Source organism: Levilactobacillus parabrevis (assembly GCF_044051715.1).
Classification (GTDB): domain Bacteria; phylum Bacillota; class Bacilli; order Lactobacillales; family Lactobacillaceae; genus Levilactobacillus; species Levilactobacillus parabrevis.
Window position 1 is genome coordinate 1,606,780 of the sequence record NZ_CP168688.1, and the last position, 23,006, is coordinate 1,629,785.

At 49.5% G+C, this 23,006-nt stretch carries 26 protein-coding genes and 1 other annotated feature; of the genes, 2 read left to right on the forward strand and 24 right to left on the reverse strand.

Annotated features, from left to right (window positions below; genetic code table 11):
• Window positions 1-25 precede the first annotated feature (25 nt).
• The 13 genes from ACEPSU_RS07575 to ACEPSU_RS07635 form a co-directional block, all read right to left on the reverse strand.
• Window positions 26-1,090 (reverse strand): M24 family metallopeptidase, encoded by a 1,065-nt coding sequence (locus ACEPSU_RS07575; RefSeq protein ID WP_395320945.1) that lies wholly within the window; start codon window positions 1,088-1,090, stop codon window positions 26-28.
• A 16-nt stretch (window positions 1,091-1,106) separates the two neighbouring features.
• Window positions 1,107-1,241, reverse strand: coding sequence for a hypothetical protein (locus ACEPSU_RS07580; RefSeq protein WP_395361496.1), 135 nt, complete (start codon window positions 1,239-1,241; stop codon window positions 1,107-1,109).
• Window positions 1,242-1,505: 264 nt separating this feature from the next.
• Window positions 1,506-1,799 carry a 50S ribosomal protein L27 gene (gene rpmA / locus ACEPSU_RS07585; RefSeq protein WP_027825933.1) on the reverse strand — a complete coding sequence of 98 codons (294 nt, stop codon included), beginning with the start codon at window positions 1,797-1,799 and terminating at the stop codon, window positions 1,506-1,508.
• Window positions 1,800-1,823: 24 nt separating this feature from the next.
• Window positions 1,824-2,162 (reverse strand): ribosomal-processing cysteine protease Prp, encoded by a 339-nt coding sequence (locus ACEPSU_RS07590; RefSeq protein ID WP_020089023.1) that lies wholly within the window; start codon window positions 2,160-2,162, stop codon window positions 1,824-1,826.
• A gap of 28 nt (window positions 2,163-2,190) precedes the next feature.
• On the reverse strand, window positions 2,191-2,499 hold the full coding sequence (gene rplU, locus ACEPSU_RS07595; protein WP_020089024.1) for a 50S ribosomal protein L21: 309 nt from the start codon (window positions 2,497-2,499) through the stop codon (window positions 2,191-2,193).
• Window positions 2,500-2,519: 20 nt separating this feature from the next.
• Window positions 2,520-2,599 (reverse strand) — a sequence feature (ribosomal protein L21 leader region).
• 132 nt (window positions 2,600-2,731) lie between these two features.
• On the reverse strand, window positions 2,732-3,265 hold the full coding sequence (locus ACEPSU_RS07600; protein WP_395320947.1) for a TetR-like C-terminal domain-containing protein: 534 nt from the start codon (window positions 3,263-3,265) through the stop codon (window positions 2,732-2,734).
• Between the two features lie 457 nt (window positions 3,266-3,722).
• Complete coding sequence (locus ACEPSU_RS07605; RefSeq protein ID WP_020089026.1) at window positions 3,723-4,265, reverse strand: dUTPase; 543 nt, start codon at window positions 4,263-4,265, stop codon at window positions 3,723-3,725.
• 12 nt (window positions 4,266-4,277) lie between these two features.
• On the reverse strand, window positions 4,278-5,219 hold the full coding sequence (locus ACEPSU_RS07610; protein ID WP_020089027.1) for a hypothetical protein: 942 nt from the start codon (window positions 5,217-5,219) through the stop codon (window positions 4,278-4,280).
• Window positions 5,212-6,090 carry an exonuclease SbcC gene (locus tag ACEPSU_RS07615; protein WP_395361498.1) on the reverse strand — a complete coding sequence of 293 codons (879 nt, stop codon included), beginning with the start codon at window positions 6,088-6,090 and terminating at the stop codon, window positions 5,212-5,214. The genes ACEPSU_RS07610 and ACEPSU_RS07615 overlap by 8 nt, the downstream gene beginning before the upstream one ends.
• 762 nt (window positions 6,091-6,852) lie before the next feature.
• Window positions 6,853-8,193, reverse strand: coding sequence for a type I glutamate--ammonia ligase (gene glnA, locus ACEPSU_RS07620; RefSeq protein ID WP_020090027.1), 1,341 nt, complete (start codon window positions 8,191-8,193; stop codon window positions 6,853-6,855).
• Window positions 8,194-8,237: 44 nt separating this feature from the next.
• Entirely contained in the window at window positions 8,238-8,621 is a 384-nt protein-coding gene (locus ACEPSU_RS07625; protein WP_020090028.1) for a MerR family transcriptional regulator, read from the reverse strand.
• A gap of 125 nt (window positions 8,622-8,746) precedes the next feature.
• Complete coding sequence (gene miaA, locus ACEPSU_RS07630; RefSeq protein WP_395323329.1) at window positions 8,747-9,664, reverse strand: tRNA (adenosine(37)-N6)-dimethylallyltransferase MiaA; 918 nt, start codon at window positions 9,662-9,664, stop codon at window positions 8,747-8,749.
• A complete protein-coding gene (locus ACEPSU_RS07635) occupies window positions 9,649-10,416 on the reverse strand; it encodes a glycerophosphodiester phosphodiesterase (RefSeq protein ID WP_395320953.1) in 768 nt (255 codons plus the stop codon). The genes miaA and ACEPSU_RS07635 overlap by 16 nt, the downstream gene beginning before the upstream one ends.
• A 155-nt stretch (window positions 10,417-10,571) precedes the next feature.
• Between ACEPSU_RS07635 and ACEPSU_RS07640 the strand changes: the two genes are divergently transcribed.
• The gene (locus ACEPSU_RS07640) at window positions 10,572-10,748 is read left to right on the forward strand and encodes a DUF3042 family protein (RefSeq protein WP_020090031.1); all 177 of its coding nucleotides are present in this window, start codon (window positions 10,572-10,574) and stop codon (window positions 10,746-10,748) included.
• Window positions 10,749-11,146: 398 nt separating this feature from the next.
• Here ACEPSU_RS07640 and ACEPSU_RS07645 read toward each other — a convergent pair whose 3' ends face one another.
• From ACEPSU_RS07645 to ACEPSU_RS07675, 7 genes are all read right to left on the reverse strand, one after another.
• The gene (locus ACEPSU_RS07645) at window positions 11,147-11,560 is read right to left on the reverse strand and encodes a rhodanese-like domain-containing protein (RefSeq protein WP_020090033.1); all 414 of its coding nucleotides are present in this window, start codon (window positions 11,558-11,560) and stop codon (window positions 11,147-11,149) included.
• A 33-nt stretch (window positions 11,561-11,593) separates the two neighbouring features.
• A complete protein-coding gene (locus ACEPSU_RS07650) occupies window positions 11,594-12,565 on the reverse strand; it encodes an ROK family glucokinase (RefSeq protein WP_020090034.1) in 972 nt (323 codons plus the stop codon).
• 3 nt (window positions 12,566-12,568) lie between these two features.
• Window positions 12,569-12,799 carry a YqgQ family protein gene (locus ACEPSU_RS07655; RefSeq protein ID WP_020090035.1) on the reverse strand — a complete coding sequence of 77 codons (231 nt, stop codon included), beginning with the start codon at window positions 12,797-12,799 and terminating at the stop codon, window positions 12,569-12,571.
• A 42-nt stretch (window positions 12,800-12,841) separates the two neighbouring features.
• The gene (locus tag ACEPSU_RS07660) at window positions 12,842-13,513 is read right to left on the reverse strand and encodes a rhomboid family intramembrane serine protease (RefSeq protein WP_395323160.1); all 672 of its coding nucleotides are present in this window, start codon (window positions 13,511-13,513) and stop codon (window positions 12,842-12,844) included.
• Between the two features lie 24 nt (window positions 13,514-13,537).
• Complete coding sequence (locus tag ACEPSU_RS07665) at window positions 13,538-14,089, reverse strand: 5-formyltetrahydrofolate cyclo-ligase (protein ID WP_020090037.1); 552 nt, start codon at window positions 14,087-14,089, stop codon at window positions 13,538-13,540.
• 59 nt (window positions 14,090-14,148) lie between these two features.
• A complete protein-coding gene (gene rpmG / locus ACEPSU_RS07670) occupies window positions 14,149-14,298 on the reverse strand; it encodes a 50S ribosomal protein L33 (RefSeq protein WP_011667723.1) in 150 nt (49 codons plus the stop codon).
• Between the two features lie 538 nt (window positions 14,299-14,836).
• Window positions 14,837-16,903 (reverse strand): peptidoglycan D,D-transpeptidase FtsI family protein, encoded by a 2,067-nt coding sequence (locus ACEPSU_RS07675; protein WP_020090038.1) that lies wholly within the window; start codon window positions 16,901-16,903, stop codon window positions 14,837-14,839.
• Between the two features lie 165 nt (window positions 16,904-17,068).
• Here ACEPSU_RS07675 and ACEPSU_RS07680 point away from each other — a divergent pair, with 165 nt between their 5' ends.
• Window positions 17,069-19,699 carry a YfhO family protein gene (locus tag ACEPSU_RS07680; protein WP_395320961.1) on the forward strand — a complete coding sequence of 877 codons (2,631 nt, stop codon included), beginning with the start codon at window positions 17,069-17,071 and terminating at the stop codon, window positions 19,697-19,699.
• 291 nt (window positions 19,700-19,990) lie between these two features.
• Here ACEPSU_RS07680 and ACEPSU_RS07685 read toward each other — a convergent pair whose 3' ends face one another.
• The 4 genes from ACEPSU_RS07685 to mltG form a co-directional block, all read right to left on the reverse strand.
• On the reverse strand, window positions 19,991-20,305 hold the full coding sequence (locus tag ACEPSU_RS07685; RefSeq protein ID WP_020090040.1) for a HesB/YadR/YfhF family protein: 315 nt from the start codon (window positions 20,303-20,305) through the stop codon (window positions 19,991-19,993).
• Window positions 20,306-20,494: 189 nt separating this feature from the next.
• Window positions 20,495-20,971: a transcription elongation factor GreA gene (greA, locus tag ACEPSU_RS07690; protein ID WP_020090041.1), complete on the reverse strand. Its 477-nt coding sequence runs from the start codon at window positions 20,969-20,971 to the stop codon at window positions 20,495-20,497.
• A 107-nt stretch (window positions 20,972-21,078) separates the two neighbouring features.
• Window positions 21,079-21,762 carry a uridine kinase gene (gene udk, locus ACEPSU_RS07695; RefSeq protein WP_033388956.1) on the reverse strand — a complete coding sequence of 228 codons (684 nt, stop codon included), beginning with the start codon at window positions 21,760-21,762 and terminating at the stop codon, window positions 21,079-21,081.
• Window positions 21,763-21,765: 3 nt separating this feature from the next.
• Window positions 21,766-22,899, reverse strand: a complete 1,134-nt coding sequence (gene mltG / locus ACEPSU_RS07700) for an endolytic transglycosylase MltG (protein WP_020090043.1) — start codon at window positions 22,897-22,899, stop codon at window positions 21,766-21,768.
• Between the last annotated feature and the right edge of the window lie 107 nt (window positions 22,900-23,006).

Here is a 23,006-nt window from a genome sequence, read left to right on the forward strand (position 1 = left end):
ATAAAAAGCAAGATGAGCGTGTGACTTACAGAATAATTAAATTCCGTGGTGCCGTCGTCAGCGTCTCGTGACCCTCTGGCGTCACCAATAAATCGTCTTCAATCCGTAGACCACCCTGATCCGCAAAGTACACACCGGGTTCGACCGTAATGACTTCATTAGCCGCCATCACGTCGGGCCAGCCGCGACCAATGTTCGGCCCCTCATGAATATCCAGACCAATACCATGGCCGGTTCCGTGAATGAAGGCCTCGCCGTAACCCTGTGTGGTCAGGTAGTCGCGCCCGATTTTATCAAGCTCACCACCGGTCACGCCGGGTTTGACAGCTGCCATGATCTTCTCCTGGGTCGTTTGAACGGCCTGATAAGCTGACTTGAGCAGCTCACCGGGGTCACCCAACGCCACCGTCCGGGTGACATCAGACGTATACCCGTCCACGTAGAAGCCACAGTCGATAGTGACCATGTCATGATCCGCCAACAGTTTGTCGCTGGCAGACCCGTGCGGCCAGGCCGCCCGTTTGCCACTCGCCACGATGGTATCGAAGCTCGTACCGGTCGATCCGTGGTCACCCATCCACCGTTCCAGCCATTGCGCGGCTTGTCGTTCGCTCATACCCACGTGGAGCTGATCAAACAACGCAGTCACCCCTTGACTGGTCAAGGCAGTGGCCTTGCGAATCGCCGCAATCTCAGCCGGTTCCTTGATCTGCCGTAAATTGTCCACGACGCCAGCCAACGGCACGATGTCCGTCCACAAATGCTCGTCTAACCACTGATACTCGTTCAAGGATAAACTATCCTCAATTCCGAGTACGGTGGCCCCTACGGCCTGTAAATGGTCGTTAGCGGCCTGCAGATAGTCCCGCGTGATTGCTAGTGGCATGTCTGGAATGGTTGCCTTCAATTCCGTCAGATACCGAGCATCGGTAATGAATACGGCATCCTTAGCCGTTACCAAAAGATAGCCATCGCCACCCTCAACGCTCGCACCAGCTAGATACTGCTGGTTGCTTGCACTGGACACCAAGAAACTATCGATACTGAGCCGGTCAAACTGTGCTTGTAACCGTTCGATTCTAGTCGACATCAACTCAACCCCTTTGCTATTTTAGAGATGAATTTGATTCTGGTAAGACTTTCACCGTGTAGCTGGGCAACGCCCACAAGACCCCATTGTCCCAACTATCAGCGATAAAAGCCGTCGTCTTGCCTGACGACTTCCCTGGTAAGCGTACCATTTTATAGGAAAACGGCAACCCCTGCTAGAGAAATCACCGGCCCGTGCGCCGCCCATCGTAACCAAAAAAGATATGTAGCTGGCCCAAAGTCGACCAGTTTCTTCAGTTGCGATGAGCGGCCACTGACAGCCAGTTCGAGAAACGTTCATCACCACCAGCTCACACGAGCCTGACGGAACGCCTTTCATTTTAGAGAGAGAAAGAAGAGCTTAAAGCGAATTGGTCTCGCCTCAAGCTCTTCAGTCGTACGAGGAAAACCTCGTGTTATTTAGCTACTTCTTCAGTAACTGGGTATACGGATACTTGACGCTTGTCACGGCCAAGACGTTCGAATTTAACAACGCCAGCAACCTTAGCAAACAAAGTATCATCCCCACCGCGGCCTACGTTCACACCAGGGTAGATGTGCGTACCACGTTGACGGTAGAGGATAGAACCACCGGTAACAGTTGAGCCATCAGCAGCCTTCGTCCCAAGACGACGACCAGCAGAGTCACGACCGTTAGCAGTAGACCCACCACCTTTATGGTGAGAGAAGAATTGTAAGTTCATGTTCATCAGCATAAGTTTCACCTCCGCAAATTAATCTTTGGTTTCTGCGAATTTAACAAAATCCGCGTAATTTGTGGCGACATCTCTTAACCCATCCGCAAAACTCTGGAGGAGCGTTTGTCCCTTAAGTTCAGCCGTTGCTTCCAGCTTTGGTGGGAGGTGGACTTCCAGAAAGCCACCTTCCTGATCGCGGTTGTCGACTTGCACCGGAATCTTAGCGATTCGTTGCAAGCTGTTGACGGTCGTGATCGCAAGCACCGATACTGCGGCACAAACAATGTCTTGACCATACTCACCTGAGTCAGCATGGCCAGTGATTTGGAATGAATCGATTCGGTTAGCTCCGTGATGGAACGTCGCGTGAATCATCGAGATCGCCTCTCTTTAATCTTTAGGCTTAAGCGTTGATAGCATCAACGACAACCTTGGTATATGGTTGACGGTGACCCTTCTTCGTATGTTGGCCCTTCTTGGCCTTGTACTTGTAAGTAACAACTTTCTTTTCCAGACCCTGCTTTTCAACAGTTCCAGTAACAGTTGCACCTGCAACAGTTGGCGTCCCAATCTTAGGCGTTTCGCCACCAACAAAGACAACTTGGTCAAAAGTAACCTTTTCACCAGCTTCAACGTTCAACTTTTCGACGTAAACAGCTTGGCCTGCTTCGACCTTGTACTGCTTGCCGCCAGTTACGATAATTGCGTACATGTGTGTGCACCTCCTTATAGTTTTAGACTTAGACTCGCCGAAAACAAGTGCTCCGCAAGCGGAAAACTTAATGACTTGTCCCGAGCGGTTGCAGCTGTGGAAGTCCACAAATACAACATGAAAATTATACTTGATAGGATTTCTCACGTCAAGCTTTATTTTCAATTCGGGTGAAAACAGCGACCTGTTTTAAATTAGAACGTTATCGCTATAGGCCTGAAACACCTGACGCTTACTTCTCCAGGTTACACGTGATGAACCACTCACGTAGTCGCGTCGCTTCAGGGCTGGGCAACAGTGCCGCAAAGCTACGGCCCAGATGGCTATAACTGAAGCGCCGGTCATCGGCCAGCCACTGCATGATCATCCCCACGAAAGCAGACGCCAGATAGCTGGCCGGAATTTCGTTTTCCGTCATGTGAAAGTTTTGTTGTTTCCCCTCAAAATTCAAGCCAAACTGGTACAGCTTCTGAATCAGCGTAGCCAGTAAGTATTCCCGAAAATGCGGAAATTGGGTATCAAACAACGTGGCCAAAATCTGATGGTGCTTGTCCGCATACTCCAGTGCAGCGTTCAGATCAAATCCGGTCACCTGTAAAACGCCTGCGGCCGTATTGGTGTCAGTAACCGCCGTAATCGTTTCAGCGTGAAAGAACCACTCGTCCACGACCTGTCGCTCCGTTTGCAGGAGGAAGTCGGCCTTGTCTTTGTAGTGGAGATAAAAGGTACCGCGGGTAATCTGAGCGGTCTTCGTCAGTGTTTGCACGGAGACTTCCTTTAACTGATGATCTTCAAGTAAAACACTTAGGGCTTGACGTAGCCGTTCATTGGTCCGAACGACCCGTGGATCGACGTGACTGATAAGAGTCCCCTCCCTTTTGGTTCATGAAATTTATAAATATTCAGCCGTAACTGTCAGTCTTCAATAATTTAAAAGTTTTAGGACAGTTACGATTACATATAGAACTATTAGGTAATAGTGATGTTAATCAATAGTTCTTAACACATAGCTCTTGCATTTTAACAGTCCCCACTCAAAAATGCCAGCAGTCTTCTCCTAATTATCGCGACTGTTACTATATTTGACACACGGTGCCCATAACAGTCCACATCCCTACCGAGGGCACCCTCGTATACTATCAACCAGTCTGTGAAAAGCTTAACTTCTCCTGAAGACGCAAAAAGGACCGGCGATTGGGCGATCCTTTTGAACTGTTGCTATTTTAATAATCATTTGCCTGACGATCCAGGTTAACTTTGCGTTTTTCTTCATAAGCCGTTTGAATCTCATCTTGGCTAAATCCGAAATCCACAAAACCCCACTTTAGGAATAGCCGCCAAGCGTGGCGGAAATCTTCCTGTCGGTGGTCAAAGTGGCTGTTAAATAACATGCGCTTTAGAATTAAGTATTGTTGATCAAGGTCCTTAGCTGGCCGACTCTTCTCCAGCCCCTTCAGGTCCTCTTCGGTGATCATAATCAGATGCGTCCAGGTTTTCTTGGCCGCGACCAGGAAGAAGAAGTCCATGGCATCGGTATACTCCGTCAGTAAGGTCTGGCGTGGCGTTTGGCCTTCGTCAGCCTTACCACGGTGCGTCTTCCACACTTTGAACCACTCGGACGTGTTGGCCGTTTCAGCCAATTCGACATCCAGTGCGACGTAGGCGTTCTCGATTTGAACCTTCCGGGGAAGTTCAATGTCTCTATCCCGGGTAATCTGTTCATCTAAGGAGATGGACTGCTGTACCAGTTTTGCTAGTTCTAACACCGCGTGAACCCCCTATTCAAAGACGAGTGGGTCTGACTTAATTTCCAGATCCGTCAGATTTTCTAAGTACCAATCCCGCATGAACGGGTATTTCAGTAGAACATCGAACCAGGAAATCTTCTGATCATCATCATGGACGGTCAAGACCCATTCAGGCTGACCTTCCAATTGATTATTGAAGATATCCACGACCACGTTGTTATCCAACGCGATTTCGGCCCCGTTACCATTCACACCGTTCGTCAGCATGTAGTCGTTCTTAGCGGCCGTCACAAACAAGCGGTCGACGATACCTGCTGGCAAATCTGCGGCCCGAACTGAATAGTTCTGGCGGTTAGCAGCGTCCAAGATGTTAAAGTCCACGGAATAACCGTAGTCTTCCTTCAAGTAACGCGCAAAGTCCAATAATACCTGAACGGAGGTCTTAACCGTTTCGGCCGGAACCGTCTCGTGCAAGTCAATGATGAAGAGTTGGGTCAACGCATGACTGTTGAAGCGGAACATCTTGCGTTCCAAGTTCAGGTAGAACAAGGATTGACCGGTTGCCCGTTCACGGTAGAAGACCCCACCATTTTCGGAGGATTCTACGCGGAAACTAAAGGTTCCCCGATCGCCTAACGTCGTCAACTGTTGCGTCAACTCTTCACGGTGATCACGTGACTGCAAGATCACTTGGCTACCCTGATCGTGCAATTCCAACATCCGTGACATGAATAGCAGGTAGTAATCGGCATTACTATATTGGTGTGGAAATGTAACATAGTCGGAGTCCAATTGAAAGTCGGCGAGTTGCGTGGCCGCACTAACCAGTTCATCAGCATCGGTCGTCCGAATCAACTGGTCCATGAGTTTCGTAAAGGTCAACCCGGTTTGCAGGCCGTCCTTGATGGCTTCGTTATAGTTCAGTAGGCGGCCGCTCGTGGTTAACGTGGATGGATCGTTTTCGTTAATCATCGACTGTCACCTCACCCTCGCTCTTACCCAATAGGCTATTCAAGTAATCGGCATACAAGCTGGCATTGTGAGCCTCGAAATGTTCAAAATCATCGAAGGCATCGCGAATGCTTTGCTTTTCGTAATTCAGAATCGTATCTTCCTTGGACAAGACCAGAATCTTATCATCGTTTTCCTTAATCTGCTTGTGGGCGTTCAGGGCCTTTTCGTCCTCGTCCGCCAACTTCGTCAATTGATCGATAATTTCTTGGCGTTCGCCCTTAACCTTGCCAGACTCCCATGGCATGCTGCTCTTGCCACTGTTTTCCTTCAACTGGTCACGGAGCTTAGTCTTCTCGTTGTCCCGCGTTGTCTGAGCATCGACTAATTCCTGTAGATTTTCGCTTTCAGCGGAAACGGCTTCAATCTTTGACGTGTTCAAACGTTGGCCTTGGCCCTCCAGCCCGAAGGAATCGCGGAGCTTTTGGTATTCGGTCTTGTCAAACTCAAAACGAACATTGATGACGTCTAGGTCACCAAATAATCGCCGGTCCCACCAGTTACCAAAGTAAATGTGGAACATCCCCGTCGTAAATTCCTCGTAGTAGAAGAACGGGTAAATGTGGCCTAAATAATCGATTAAATTGTCACTCAAATAATGGCTAATTTGGGGATGAATGTTGTCGACCAATTCGGCTAAATGGTTCACGGACCGGTTAGCACGGGTCTTCTTTACTTCTTGGTAGTAGCGAACTTGATCAAGAAGTTCGTAGATTTTTCGGTCATCGCCATGCTGAACCGCTGCCTGCATCGTACTTAAGTAATCGAGTTTACCTGCGATTACCTGCGTCAGGGCATCGGCTGCATTGGCTTGCTGTTCTTGATTTTCCATGGATTATCCCTCATTCTCATGTTCCCCAGCCTGTGCTGAAAACATTTGGTTATACGTTCATGTTACCAAAAAACGCCGCAGAATAAAGCAGTTTCGCCCAATTTCGCCGGAAAACAATGAAATTTTTAAAATTTTTGAGCTTGTTTGCCACATTGCTGATGGGATTGTCGAGACTGGTCGCCTGCGGCTGTCAGGGGTTCTGCCTGCTGTGGGGACCGCCTGCAGCCAAAGTACTGACTTCCGGCTCGGATTGAAACCTCGCCAAGTCCAGGCGAGTTTCCAAACGCATTCCACGCTGTAAGACCGGGAAGAATCAATCACCCGGCCTAATACCGTTGCCACGGCTGGCGCCATCCCTGACTTCCTCCGGCTTTGATTCAGCATTAATGCAACAAATCCTTTCAGCTTCTCTCAAATTCAAAACAAGTACTTCGCATCATGTCGATTGCTATACTCACGACTAATTTTAGTTTAAAACACCAGCTACTGACTGACGAATCCAATAACTTACCAATCGATTAAATGACAAGCCAATAACGTAACTCATTAATGCATCTAACAAACATTTGATACAAAAGTTTATCAAGCAAAAAAGCCGTTGTCCCAGACATAGGTCCAGGGCAACAGCTTTATCAAGCAATTTAAAATGGATTATTTGCATTGCGTATGCGAGATTCTACCACGCAAATTGCGCGGATGAACAGTTATCTTAACCTTTGGCAGCCAAAGGCGACAGCTTTCATCCCTCAGTTAAGCTTCAGTTTAGTACAGTTCCAGGTACTGATCGCGTTCCCATTGGGAAACTTGCGTCCGGTAAGAGTTGTATTCCAAGTTCTTAGCTTCCATGAAGCTCTGGAACAAGTGGTGGCCCATGGCGTTACGCATCACTTCATCAGCTGCTAAGTCCTTCAACGCATTGTGCAGCGTATCTGGCAAGTTGGTGATGTGGTTTTCCTGACGCTCTTCAGCATCCATCCGGTAAATGTTCCGGTCAATGGCCTCACGTGGTGCCAATTGGTTCCGCAAACCATCCAAGCCAGCTTCCAGAACGGCAGCGATGGCCAGATATGGGTTAGCTGCTGGGTCCACACTCCGAAGTTCCAAACGGGTGGACAAGCCACGAGAGTTTGGTACTCGGATCAGTGGTGACCGGTTAGAACCGGACCAAGCCACGTAGACAGGGGCTTCGTAGCCAGGAACCAACCGCTTGTAACTGTTGACGATTGGGTTGCAGATGGCGGTAAAGCTCCGCGCATGCTTCAACAGCCCGCCTAAGAAGTGGAAGGCATCTTCTGACAGTTGCATGTTGCCCTTTTCATCGAAGAAGGCGTTGCCCTTGTCATGGAAGAGAGACATGTTCAAATGCATCCCGGAACCGTTGATACCGGCCAAAGGCTTTGGCATGAACGTGGCGTACAGCCCGTACTTACGGGCAATGGTCTTCACAACCAGCTTGAACGTTTGGATGTTGTCAGCGGCGGTCAAGGCATCGGCATACTTGAAGTCAATTTCATGTTGGCCGGGAGCCACTTCATGGTGGGCGGCTTCAACATCGAAGCCCATTTCTTCCAGAGTCAAGACGATTTCACGCCGACAATTTTCACCCAAGTCCATTGGGGCCATATCGAAGTAACTCCCCTTGTCGTTGAGTTCCGTCGTTGGCTTGCCGTTTTCATCCATCTTGAACAGGAAGAATTCAGGTTCCGGTCCGATATTAAAGTCGGTGAAGCCAGCCTTACGCATGTCATTTAAGACCCGGATCAGGTTGTTCCGTGGGTCGCCTTCAAAAGGCTTGCCATCCGTGGTATAAACTTCACAAATAACGCGTGCAATCTTGCCACGTTCCGTGCTCCAAGGGAAGATCATCCAAGTTGAAAGGTCAGGGTACAGGTACATATCACTTTCTTCGATCCGCACAAAGCCATCGATCGATGAACCATCAAACATCAGCTTGTTATCGAGCAACTTGCCTAATTGACTGATGGGCACCTCAACGTTTTTGATTGTCCCGAATAAGTCGGTAAACATTAACCGTAAAAATTTAACGTTTTCGTCCTTTGCCATCTGGCGAATATCATCTTTGGAATAGTCCCGTTTTGCCATTTAAATCGCTCCCTGTCAGTTTTTGTTTCTCCAAAATATCGTGGTTAAAGAGGCCGTTGTTGCAGCCCTGGTTCCGGATGGCCCAGACCACCTTGCCGAATGAATTCATCCTGCAAGATGCGGCGCACGTCCTCATCGGTCAACGGTTGCTGTTGCGCGTCCCGTTTGGCCTGGGCCGCGGCCTGTTGCTGGTCGTAAATGGCTTTGATTCCCGCCACGTTAACACCATCCGCGAGGTAATCACGAATCTCAAGTAAACGGTCAATATCATTTAACGAGTACAACCGCCGATTACCATCGCTCCGTTCGGGAGAAATCAACCCTTGAGACTCATAATAGCGAATCTGCCGGGCAGTTAAGCTCGTCAGCTTCATCACGGTTCCCATTGGCAACACGGCCATTGACCGTCGTAACTCTTTCTCCTTCATGCGATTGGCCCCCTTTAACTATGAGGCTATCATACCACCCTGTGACGGGGAGTCAAGAACTTATGTCATGTTTTATGACATGAAAACTGATTTTTAAAAATTCTTTAGTTAATTTCTAGACCAAATTAAGCTTTTAACCAGTCCGAGACCTGCGCTTCAATGGTTGGCCGCTGTTCGGGGTGCTGGACCAAATCATACCAAGTGGCGGTCGTTTGGTTACGGAACCAGGTCAATTGCCGTTTTGCGTAGTGCCGAGAGTCCTGTTTGACCTGATCGATAGCCGCTGGAATCCGTTCCGGCTGGTCGAGAACCGGCAATAGCTCTCGGTAGCCGATCCCGGTAGCCGCTGGGAGATCAGTCCCTCCCTGACTGGCCAACCATCGGACCTCATCCACGAGCCCCCCCTGGGCCATCAGATCGACTCGCTGATTGATCCGGTCGTACAGCAGGTTGCGGTCCGTGTTCAACGCCAGGTAAAGCTCATCGTACTGGGGTCCCCCGTTCTCCTGATGGGAGAAGAGCTGCCCAGTGACTGTGATGACCTCCAGTGCCCGCACCGTCCGGCGAATGTTGGTCACCGGAATTTTGGCAGCGGCCTGGGAATCCTTGGCAGCCAACTCTTGCCACAGGTACTCGGCCCCCTTCTCCTGAGCAATTGCCCGGAAGTGATCACGTACGGCCGGGTCTCCCGGTGCCTCGGCTCCAAGCTTCAACCCATCGAATAGGGCTTGCAAATAAAAACCGGTTCCGCCCGCAATGATCGGCAAGTGGCCCCGCGCCGTGATAGCTGGAATCAACGCCTGGGCAGCCGCTACGAATTGCGCCACCGTGAATTGTTGATCAACGTCTTTGACATCGATCAGATGGTGCGTCGCCTGTGCTTGTTCCGCCGGCGTGGCCTTGGCCGTCCCGATGTCGAGGTGGCGGTAAACCTGCATGGAATCTCCGGAGATGATCTCCCCGTTAAATTTTTGCGCAAGGTCAATGGCCAGCGCGGTTTTACCCACGGCAGTCGGCCCCACGATTGCTAAGACTTTTTCCATGAATCGAATTCTCCTTGTATTTGCTGGCGCAAGCGAACGGCCTGTGCCGGATAGTCGGTAATGATGCCCGCAAAATGGTGCTTGAAGCAGTAGGTCATGTCAGCCGCTGAATTGACCGTCCACGGTCGCAATTGCACGTGTGGTAGCCAGAAACGATGGGCTTTGACCCACCGGATATCCGGATGGAGGTCCGCCACCTGATGCCGCCGCTGCATTTGTTTGGCCTGGCGCCCGGCCGTCTGAAAGAGCTTGGCGTATTCGGCTTGCGGATACAAGGTCTTTAGGGTCAGTAACGACTGTGCCCGGAAGCTCGAAAATACTAATCGAAACGGAACATCCCATTGCTTAAAGTATGTCGCCAGTTGCCGTTCAATCCCCGGATAAGGAAACTTGTTGGTTTTCAATTCCAGATTAAATATCCCGGTAAATTGATTCAAGTCGAGCAGCTGAATCACCTCGTCCAGTGTTGGAATCCGCGTCCCAGCAAATTCCGTTGCGAAGTGACTCCCAGCATCCAATTGCTTGAGCTGTGCCAGTGTCAAATCTCTGATATTTCCCGTTCCGTCGGTTGTCCGGTCAACCTGTTCGTCGTGCATAATCACCATCTGACCGTCCTTAGACAGTTGGACATCGGTCTCAATACCGTCAGCGCCAGCGTCTAACGCGGCCTGAAACGCAATCAAGGTGTTTTCCGGCCGTGTCCCCTTGCTTCCCCGGTGGGCCAGAATTTGGGTTCCTTGCCGTTTGAACAATACCGCCACTCCTTTCATTGTTTTTCCTAAAGCTAGCGTATCACAAAACCCGCGACTTTTTCGACTGGATTCAGCTAATTGCTGGCTATTTCAGGACAAAACCAGCATAATGGAAGCGGATAACTAATTTATTAAAAATGATAGGAGTCGATACTATGAAGCATTTCACTAAGGGCTTTCTCTTTGGCGTAGTCGCTACGGCCAGTGCCGTTGCCGGCGCTGTCTTCTCTTTCAAAAAAAAGGTCGTTCAACCAATCGAAGATCAGGAATCACGGTTTGAAGAAAACCGCAAGCGAGCCAACCGGAAGAGTCATTCAGCTCACCACGGTTAGTTTGCAAGGAACCTGGGATGTTTCATTCTAGGTTCCTTTTTATTTGCTCTCTGAATCAAGTGCGGACCCACGTGAAGACAATGAAACCTCTGCAGGCTTACTGCTAATAGCTTAATTTACGGTCAAGACAATTGATTACGGCTGAGAATTATCCTAGCCGGAGGAGGCCAGTAACGTAGCCGGCCGTGTCGATGACCTTGGCTGACGTTCTCTGTCAGGTTAGGTCATGGGGCGAGCTTGGAGACGTACGGTTTTTACGGCTTCAAGTCGAGGTTCAAGACCGCTTTTTGGCTTGGACCGCCCCCCACAGCAGGCGGAGTTGCTGGCATCCGCAGGCGACCATTTTCAGACATTTCAAAAAAGGACCCGCGGCAAAAATGCCGTAGGTCCTTACTTGTTTAGTACTTCGTCTTCTTAGTCTTACCTTCCCAACGCACGTAACCAGTCTTCAAGATAAAGATCTGGTCAAAACCATCTTTACCTAACATGATTGCGGCCCGCGTGCTAATGGTCTTCCCTTGGTCGTATAAGTAGACCGGGAGATCCTTACGGAGTTGGCTGTGATAAGCCTTGAACGTTGAGTAAGGGAAATTGCGCGCCCCCAAAATGTGTCCCGCGTCAAAGTCCTTCTTTTCGCGTAAGTCAACGACTTGAGCCGTCCGAATACCAGCTTCAAATGTTTCGGCGTCGATCAACTTTGCGACCCGGTTACGCCGGATGATCGTTGTCAACTGCCAGCCGCCCCACACGGCAATAAGAATGATGAGGACAATCGTATAAACTGTCCATCCTGAGATTGCACCAATAACCAAAACGAAATCTTCCTTCCTAATCCTCTAAATCTTTTAGTTTGTTTTTTGGAACCGTAATGCTAATGAAGCGGCCCCGATGACCCCGGCGTCATTTCCGAGTTGTGCTAACCGCAGCTTGGTTGAATCCCGAACTGCTGGGAAGGCATTTTCTTGGAAGTAACGGGTCGTCGGTTGTAACAACGTGTTACCAGCGTTGGAGACCCCACCACCGATGATGATGTTGGCTGGGTTCAAGATGTTGGCAACGTTAGCCAAAGCTAAGCCTAAGTAGAATGTGACCCGGTCAACGACTTGGTTGGCCAGAATATCCCCGTTGTCAGCCAAATAGAAGACCATCTTGGACGTCACGCTTTCCTGATTGTCTTCCATTTCCTTCAAACGTGACGTGCCCATGAAGTCCTTAGCCATGTCAGAGGCCACGTGAACGACCCCGGTTGCTGAAGCGTATTGTTCCAAGCAACCGCGCTTGCCACAGGTACACAGGTAACCGTTGGGTTGCACCGTGACGTGACCGAGTTCACCGGCCCCACCATTGATACCGTGCAACAGGTGACCACCGGCGATGACCCCACCGCCGACACCAGTTCCTAAAGTGACGAAGACGACATCTGCGTCCTTTTCACCGGCACCCTTCCAGTATTCACCCAGGGATGCCACGTTGGCATCGTTGTCGAGGATGAATTGCAGGCCGATTCCTGCTTGAATCTGGTCACGAACTTGTTGACGCTTCTTCCAGTTTAAGTTGAAGGCCCCGATAACCGTGCCGTTTTCAATGTCGACTGAACCGGGCGTCCCCATCCCGATACCGATAAAGTCATTTTTGCTAAATACTGAGTTGGTGATATGTTGATTGATCGAATCGATAATATTGGGAACGATGTGGCTACCTTCGTCTGAGATATCCGTGGGAATGCTCCACTTTGCCAGAATTTCTCCAGCGGTGGAGAGGAATGCCATCTTTGTCGTAGTCCCGCCTAAATCGATTCCAATTAAATTCCGTGCCATACTCTAAATCCCTCCAATGGATTGGTGTTGATCTCTTGCATGTTGTACTTCAATGCGGTGTTCATGTGTGAGAACCACCTTAGCCGCCACAAAGGTCTTGTCGTCGACCACCCGTGCTTTACGGAGGTGATCCAATTCCAATGCCATGACTTCGATGTCCCAAAGACGTTTGCCCACGTAGACATAAATACCAAATTTTTTAAGTAGCTGCTGAACATCATATAACGTTTTCATTGTGCCACAACCTCCGTGAAATTGCACGGGACATTTTCGCTTCTACTGCGCCATGCCGTGCATATACAGCCAGACCAATCCACCAATCAAGACGATAGTTGCTACAACGCGTTTAACTACGCTAACCTTACCAATCCTAGGAACACCTAATGAATACGCTGCCAAAAAGCCGGCAGCCAGTCCACCAATATGCCCTGCTAAATCAATTCCTGGCGCGAATAAATCAAAGATAATGTTCATCACCACGAAGGCCAAGAAGGTCTGTGCGAGCTGACGAATCACGGGATTCTGCCAGAAAGATTCCCCAAGCATCATGAAGGCCCCAAACAAGCCGAAGATGGCCGTACTGGCCCCAGCTGATAAACTATTCGAGAAACAGAAGCTAGCGACGTTACCGCCGACCCCAGACACCAAAAACAGGGCCAGGAACCGCGTGTGACCGAATGCTGCTTCAATCTGAATCCCCACGAAGTACAGTGTGATCATGTTCATCAGAATATGCGTAAACCCGATGTGCAGGAACATTGGCGTAAAGAGCCGCCACCATTCTCCCTGTTGGATCAACGGGTTCAGCTTCGCCCCGAAAGTAATCAAGACGTTAGCACTGGTGCTGCCGCCGTCCAACGTCATGGCACCGTAAACCAGAACCATGATGGCGATAAGGCCGACCGTCATGAACGGGTATTGATTGAGCCGATTAAGCCGATACTTCATTTGCGCCACGATGCCGCTTCCCTTCTATTTTAAATTAGCGGCTAGTACCGCGTCCAATAATATGTCAAAGGAATCAACCTGCCAAGTCGGTGCAGCAATCTGCTGAGCGGGTAAGGCCAAGGCGACTTTAGTCCCCGTTGTCTTAGGCAGATAACGGTCATAGTAGCCGCCACCAAAGCCAACGCGCTCACCACTGGCCGCAAAGACCAAGCCGGGCACAATGATCAGGTCGAAATCGGCCGGATCAATAATGCGATTATCTTGCGGCTCCATCAGGCCAAATTTGGTCCGGGCCAACGTGGTGGTCTCATCCATCACGTGAAAAGCCATTTGGCGCTTGGGTAGGGTCTGCGGGACTGCCACCGTCTTGCCATCAGCCTGAGCGCGTTCAATAATCGGCCGCGTGGCGAGCTCAAAGCCCCCGCTAATCGTTGTGGCAATCGTTGTTGCCTGCTGATAGGCTGGTAACGCCCACAACTGCTGATAGAGGTCATCAGACGCCCGTCGTCGATCGACCACGGCCATTGCTGACAGGGCCTTAATCGTTTGTTGCCGAATCTCTGCTTTACTTGGCATCATTTACCCCCTTGATTCATTCGATGTATAAAAAAAGGGTCGGACTCTCGCCCGTACCCTTACTTAGTTTCGCGATGCAAAGTTACTTTCCGGTCACGTGGGCAGTACTTCTTAAATTCAACACGATCCGGGTTATTACGCCGGTTCTTGCTGGATAAGTAGTTGCGTTCGTGGCATTCAGTACATTCTAAAGTGATGTGTACACGCATTATGGGTAACCTCCCAACTTGTTCATAATTACAGGCATGAGCCTTAACTCGTAATATATTACCATTATTTCGGGACAATTACCAGCCATAATTCCAAATATGTTAAGGAAAAATACTTAACAGCTAAATTACCTAGAGTTGCAATCGATTCGGTGACCGATGATTGCCCCACTGTGTCGAGCTTGTCCCTGATACAAGAACATTATACACCATTACTTTCACTGGCCTAAAGACTCTTGCCAATTCGTCAAAAATAATCAGACTGATCACATCCTGAATTAGGTATTTCGCCTCAATAATAATTAGGAAAGTACAGGTACGTAAGCCAGCGAGATTAGTCGCCTGGTTCACACGACTTCGCTATGTCCTGTGAGTTAACAACTAACCTAGGCCGGAGGAGGCCAAAATATATAACCGGTTCCCACAGCAGGTAAAATTCTGGCAACCGCAGGCGACTGCTTAACAACACGCTTCTAAATGACGCAAAAGCGGTGTGAACCCCCGACGAATCGGATCGTTCACACCGCTTTAAACTAACTTACTCATTAATTGTGGAAGTTGATTGAACCGTCTTCCAGTAGGCTGCATAAATCTTCTTAGCCAACGTCATGTTGTTACTTTCGGCGTTGACACCCAAGTTAGGCATGGCCAAGGCCACTACCACTTGAGGATGCGTTGACGGTGCGAAAGACGCCAGACTCAGGGTAACCGTTTCGTTCCCCTTGTAGTACGTTTGCGCCGTCCCCGTCTTAGCCGAGATCTTCGGCGTGATGGAAGACATTGCCCCACCGGTCTTGTAGGTGTTGCTCCCGTGAACCACGTCGTAGAGCCCTTCCTTGACCAACCGCTTCTGTGCAGCGGTCATATCAATGGTGTTTAAGATCTTAGGTTCAACGGTCGATTTAACCGCCCCTAATTTCCCAGTTGAGGTCGTGCCACGAATGGACTGAACCACGTGTGGTGCGATTCGTGTGCCACCATTGGCAATCGTCGACATGTATTGGGCCACTTGCATGACCGTGTAGGCATCGTAGTTCCCGAAGGACAAGTCCAACGCGTTCCCAATGTGGGCAAACGAACTCGACCCTTCCAATCCAGAGCTTTCACCAGGCAGATCAATCCCGGTCTTAACTCCTAGACCAAACTGCTTAAAGTATCCCCGTTCGATATCGAACGCCTTGGTACTCATGGTCAAGGCAGCACCGGAAGAGTAGTTAAATCCGGCTTCCTTCATAGCCAATTGCATCATGTAGGAGTTAGAGGAGACTTCCAGCGCCCCAGCGGCGTTAACGGCGATATTAGAACCGCCCCCGTGGTTAAACCAGGAAGACTTCTTGACCCCACCAACGGTGATCGGCATATCGGTCAGGGTACTGTTGGTTGGCGTGATGACGCCCTTCATCAGGGCACCAGAGACCATGGCGCCCTTAACAACGGACCCCATGACAATATCACTGTTAATCGTTCCCAACGCATTGTCGGTGGTCTTACCCGTTGAGGGATCCCGGTCAACACCGGCCATTCCGATAACCCCACCAGTATTCGGGTTCATCACAACGGCATAGGTCCCGGTCGAGTTGCCCCCGGCACCGGCTTCAGCCGACTTGACTAAGGATTGGAGTTGACTCTGGAACTTGGAGTTGATGGTCAATTGGAGGTTGTCCCCCTTCTGCCCACCATACTTCTTAACTTCCTTCGTCACCGTGTTGTTCCCAGCCACTTCGACCTGTTTCTCAGCCTTAGTCCCCCGCAGAACGGATTCGTACTCCTGCTCCAGGTAGGATTGACCCACACTGTCATTTCGAGAGTAACCCTGAGCCAGCAGCTCATTGACTCTGTCACTTGGTAGCCCGGTCTTTTCTGACGAGACGGTCCCGATGATCGAATTCATCGACTTCCCGTTGGGGTAGTTCCGTGACCAACTCGTCCCGACCTGAACACCAGGCATATCGGACAAGTGTTCACCAATTTCGGCAATTTCTCGACTAGAGACGCCGGAATCCTTGATGTAGGTCGTTGACAAGGCATAGGCCCCACTCATCTTCGCAAAGATGGCGGCAGCATTCTTTTGGGTCTCGGTTAATTTAAAGGATGAATCGTTCTCTAAATAATTTAAGGCCTTGTTGTAGAGTGCCGTTGCCGACAACCCCTTGGTCCCGGAAAGCTTGCTCTCGACTGCTTTTAACCGCTTTTGATCGGTCAAATAGTAGTCGATCGACTGCCGGGGCGTCAAAGAACTGGTTGAAACGGTCAGATAATTTCCCAACTTATTGGCGATGTCATACATGCTCGTCGACAGCACGTTGACCCCCTTGGTGTAGGAAATCGCTTGATGGGCCTTGTTTCCCACCAAGACTTTACCGGTGGAATCGTAAACCATCCCCCGTTGCACGTTCGTCGTCTCGATGGTGGTATCGGTCGAATTGACCTCCGCCTTAAATTTCGACCCGTACATCACTTGCAAATACGCCAATTGACCGATCAGCGCTGCAAATAACAGGGCAACGATAATGAATAGGAAGTTTAACCGAAACGGGATCTGTGACCGCTGAGGACCGTCAGACCGCTGATTTCGGTTGCTAACTCGATTATAAAAATTCTTCACAACAGCTCTGCTCCTTATTGTACAGCTACTATTTTACCAAACTTCGCTGGAGACAACTATCCCGCTACCGAAATTTAATGTTTCTATGCTATTCTAGAGAGCGAAAAGCAAAATGTACAGGCTCCAAGGTAACTTTTACAATTTCTAAAGATTGAGGTGGCTTACTTGCAAGTTCGAAACCGGCGCTGGCGCCTCTCACCACGCCAATTTACCCTACTCGGGGCTTTTTTAGCTCCCTTTATTCTCATGACGGCCTATTTTATCTACCGTCAAATGGCTCCATTCGGGTCGAGTAGCCTGTTAACGGTCGATTTGGGGCAACAATATATCGACTTCTTTGCTTACATGCGACGCGCGTTACTCCACGATCCCAGCAGCATCTTCTACTCCTTCGCCAACGGCCTGGGTGGTGAAATGCTGGGGACTTGGGCCTACTACCTGCTGAGCCCTCTGAACTGGATTCTCCTCCTGTGTCCAGGAGCTTCTCTGACCACCGGGGTCTTCTTCCTAACCGTGATCAAATACGGTCTGGCAGGATTGGCCTTCGCCTGGGTTCTGCTCAAGACGACGCAACAATCTGGCTTAAAGGCGATTACCTTTGCTACGGCTTACGCACTGATGGGCTGGTCCGTTGCCAATCAACTGAATATCATGTGGCTGGACGCAGCTTACCTGCTACCGCTAGTCTTCTACGGGCTGTACGTGCTGATGCACACAGGCAAGTGGCGGACCTACGTCATTTGGCTGGCGATTAGCTTAATTGTGAACTACTATATGGCCTACATGATCTGTCTCTTTATGATTCTGACGTTCATTTACCTGGCCGTCGACCGCTACACAAACTTCCGTGGCTTCCTAGCACAGGCTGGTCGCTTCGCCTGGACTTCGATCACCGCCGGACTACTCTCGGCAGTCGTCTTGCTACCGACCTGGTGGTCCCTTACCCAGAGCAAGGCGCAGTACACGGTCACGACCTTTAAGTGGAAATTTGAATTCTTCCCACCCAAGATGCTTGCGAAGTTCTTCCTGGGGGCCTTCAATTTTGATCAGATGCCTGATGGCACGGCAAACTTGTTCATTGGCGCAATTGCACTGCTCGGCGCACTCTTCTACTTTGGTGACCGTAAGATTGCCCTGCGCACCCGCATTACGGCTGGCATCATCACGGCCTTTCTGGCACTATCGCTGTGCCTCCAACCCCTAGATTTGCTCTGGCACGCCGGCCAATTTCCCGTCTGGTATCCGTACCGCTTCTCCTTTATCGTCAGCTTCTGGCTGATTTGGTTAGCGGCGCAGACACTGACCAATGACTTTGAACCCGGCTGGCTGGCTATCGCCCTAGTTACACTCATCGTGGTCGCCGGTGCGGCCTACGTGGCGCTCAATTTGAAGTCATTTAAATTCCTACAAATGAATCAGGTCCTATTGGGTATGTTCTTCGTGGTCATGGCGCTCATACTGACGACACTACCCATCAAGCATCACTGGATCTATCCCTTCCTTTTCTTCGTCATCGGCGTCACCGAAATTTCGGCCAACGCCTTTACCTCGCTCAACAACATTAGTTACGTCTCACAAAGTGAATACGGCAACTATACCAATGAGCTTCAGCGATTAGTCAATAAGGTTCAGAAGAAGGACACTAGTGCTTACCGGATTGGCAAAACCTTCATGCGGACCAAGGGGGATGCCTTCCAGACCGGTTTCAACGGCGGTGGCGTCTTCTCCTCGGTTCTGCCTAAGGCGGTTCCAACCTTCTATGGCAACACGGGGAGTCCGGACGGTGACGGCTTTGTTGCTTACACCAACGGCACCCTGGTTACCGATTCCCTGCTGAACATGAAATACTACTTCCAGCAAAAAGAACTGTCTGGCGCACTCAGCGGCTCTAGCATGCTGCCTGCGATGTCTAACAAGGCCGACCTGGCCGATTACACCAAGATTGGTGCCGACCACTGGGCAACGACTTACAAGAACCCCTACGCGCTCCCATTAGGCTACGCGGCAAGTCCGCAAATTCTGTCACTCAAGAATAAGACAGCCGATCCCGCACAGTACCAGGCTAATTGGCTGGCAGCGTTAACTGGCAATTCCGCGGACAGTAAGCTGTATGCCGCCCAGAATTTCGATCAGGTAACGTTTGCCAATATTAACCAACAAACGAAGATCACCGGTGCGGTTCTTCAGAAGAAAAATCTGTTAAAGCCCGGCAGCATCACGTTGACCATGAAGCCGACGACCAACGATCCCTACTACCTAACATTCGGCTCCACCGTTAATCCGGACAACGCGACCTTCATCCTGAATGGTAAGACACTGAACCAGTACAAGACTTACCGCAACACGATTTTAGTGAGCGTAGCAGATCACGCCAAGGGCAAGACCATCAAGTTGACGATTACCCTGAAGAAGGGCTCGCTGTGGTTGGAAAACTTCACGCTTTACAGCCTGAACACCAACGTCTTCAAGTCGGCGGTCGCGCAGTTGAAGTCCCAGCCTTGGCGTCTGACTAAACACGCCAGCCGCTACTTCAGCGGTCAAATGACGACCACTAAGGCGGGGGAAGTCTTGAACACGTCCATTCCGTATTCACAGGGCTGGCACGCTACCGTCAATGGTAAGGCTGCTAAGACCTACAAGACGATTGACATGTTCACCGCGGTAAAGTTGCCTAAAGGTAAAAGCACTGTCACCCTGTCCTACTGGCCGCCGCTGTTGAACCTGGGGCTACTGATCAGTGGACTGACGCTAGTCGTCCTAACCGGCGGCTGGTGGTTGAGTCACCGACGACACTAAACACTAAGATTTGACTCCAAACGACCAAAGTCAATTTGCTACTAAAAAAACTATTTTGAATAAAGAGATGCGCGCTCCTGCCAGTTAAATTGGTGGGACCGCGCATCTCTTTGCATTGATCTTGATTTCGAAGGTTACTTGCTGTGGCTCAAATACTACCGGAGTCCCCGGAGAAACACAAGCAAAACCAGTTTCCTGACAGAAATCCGATATAATTTTACTTATACAAAAGGCCCTGAGACGGGTCCCAGAGCCAAAGTTACCTTGAATTTTGCAATGCTAGACCAACGTCTAGTCTTCCTTATCCAGCTCGCCATTATCCGTATAAATATATGTCGGCCCATCCGTCTTGGAATCGTAGTCGACCGTTAAGTCATAGCCGACGAAGAACCACTGATCTCCCTCGGTTATGTAGTAGGTCACGTTGTCTTTGGTCTCTGCCACGATTGGATCGCGGGGGTGATCATCCGGGGTCATCCCCAGTGAAAATCCTTCATGCACCGGGGTCTTGCCATAAACTTTCCCGAAGAAACGGATACCGCGTCCGGTCATTCCCATTTCCTCTCGAAACCATTTGCTTGCTGCATCAGTAACCGTAATTTTCATTATCCAAGACTCCTCTTAGGCAGACTGTGAATCCGTTTTCATTCTCCCCTTCTTTATAACACGGGAAGGCGACTCTTGGCAAGTTTCTTACACAAAGGTCCATATTTTACAAATCCCGTGATATCAATAACCTTCTGAATTAACTAAAAAAAGAACCAACCCCGTCGGATTAGTTCTTCAAAATACAATTTATTCCACGTCCAAAACCTTAACGGACATGTCACCACCTGGCGTCTCAAACGTGATTTCTTCGCCCTTGCGGTGACCTAACAGGCCCTTGGCAATTGGAGAATCGTTCGAAATTTTACCGGACATTGGGTCGGCTTCAGCAGCCCCCACGATAGTGTATTCTTCAGGTTCTTCATCAGGCAATTCCTTGAAGGTAACCTTCTTACCAACCGTGATTTCATCCTTGTCGGTCCCACCGTTGTCGATGATCTGAGCGTATTGCAGCATCCGTTCAACGGTGCTGATCCGCGTTTCCAACATACTTTGTTCGTCCTTAGCTGATTCGTATTCTGAATTTTCAGATAAGTCACCGTAAGAACGGGCAATCTTGATCCGGTCAATAACCTTAGGCCGTTGAACCATCTTTAAGTCTTCGAGTTCTGTCTCGAGCTTTTCCTTACCTTCTTCAGTCATTGGATACATTTTATCTTGTGCCACACTGGCCACCCCTTAATTGATATATTTTTAAATATTGACGCACACGCCAACCTGAATTTTTTGTTTGTAGAAAAGGTTAGCCGATTTACCAGCTAACCCGTCCTATTCTATATGGTTGTATCTGGATTGTCAAAAACTTCTTCATTGCCACTAGCTTCGAGGATCGCCCGAATCTTGGTGACTAACAGGTCGATAGCGACTTGGTTCTCGCCACCTTCTGGCACGATCAAGTCCGCGTAACGCTTGGTTGGTTCCACGAATTGATGGTACGTTGGCTTAACTGTTGCGAGATATTGTTGAATGATGGATTCCAAGGACCGGCCCCGTTCATTCATGTCCCGTTCGATCCGCCGAATGATACGGATATCATCGTCCGTATCAACGAAGACCTTGATGTCCATCAGGTCCCGTAGCCGTTCGTCATCCAGAATTAAGATACCTTCCAGAATGATCACGTCACGAGGTTCCTGGTGAATTGTCTTGCTACTTCGCGTTGAAATTGTGTAATCATAAACTGGTTTTTCAATCGGCTTACGGTCCAACAGCTGTTTGAGTTGTGAGATCAACAGGTCCGTATCGAAGGCTAATGGGTGATCGTAGTTGACCGCTGCCCGTTCCTCCATCGTCATTTCAGACTGATCGTTGTAGTACGAATCCTGCTGTAAAATCATGATTGAATGCCCAATCAATTGATTAAAAATTGCCCGACTAACCGTTGTCTTACCACTACCGGAACCCCCGGTAACCCCAATAATAATCGGTCGCTTTTTGTCTGCCAACACTGTCGCCATCCTTTACTTATTATCACTTGCTAATGAACTGGTCTTTGCTTGATGCTCTGCGTAAGTCTGGGAGAAGTAAACTTTCCCGGTCTTGGTATTTGCAATGAAGTAGTAGTACCCCTTCTTCTGGTCCTTCGGGTGCAGTACCGCATTGATTGAGGAAACACTTGGATTGTCAAATGGCCCTGGGCCGTAACCCGTGTGCACGTACAGGTTATACGGTGACTTGACCTTCAAATCCTTGTAGGTCAACGTCTTCTTGTTGGTCTTCAAGGCATATTGCACGGAAATATCAGACTGTAAGGCCATTCCCGCGTCGATTCGATTCAGGAATACGCCGGAAATCTTATTCCGGTCAGCCTGTGAGACCCCTTCACGTTCAATCAGAGACGCTAACGTCATGACCTCTTGGACACTCCGCTTTTGCTTCTTGATCGTCGCATAGCTGCCTTGCAAGTTCTGATTGGACTTGGCCACCATCTGAGTAACGATGTCCTTCAACGTCATCTTCTTACCAGCTTGATACGTGGCAGGGGCCAAATATCCTTCTAACCGATAACGAACGTGCTTCGCGGACTTTGCAGAGTCCAACAATTGTGGATATTTCTTCGCCAACTGATCAAAGAACGCTTCGTCCTTCATCAATTTCAGAAATTCCACCTTGGTGAAGTCGGTCTGAATGGGAATCTCTGCGGCCAATTGATCGACGTTTTCGCCTTCGCGAACTAATAGCTTACCAGCCGTACTCTGGATAGGTTCAGCTGAACCACCCTTCTGCAACTGCTTGGCAATCTGATTGAGCGTCATGGACGGTTTTAACTGGTAATACCCCGCCTGAAAATTCGTGAACTTATTCGATTTCACGTAGTAGTTGAAGACCATCCCACTCTTAACGACCTTCTTATCCTGCAAGATCTGTCCAATCTTGTTAGAAGTCGCCCCGAGGGGAACGTGAACTTGTACCACGTTGTTATTCTTCGTATTCATGGGCTTGAGTGCCGTCTGGAAGTAATGATACCCGAAGATCCCGATAATCACTGCCAGCAGGACTAACAAACTCGCCACGCCAACCATAATTCGCCGGCCAAAAGACCGTTTCTTGCCCGAATCCTGTCTTGACGGTGTGGGCGTATTGCCATTATCCAACTTATTTCCTCCGTTCTATGCCATAGTCTTCTTCATTATACAGAAAATCTGAGGCTGTGGGGGCTTGAAAACGCTACTTTGAGAAAAATTTAGGAAAAGAGTGCGGA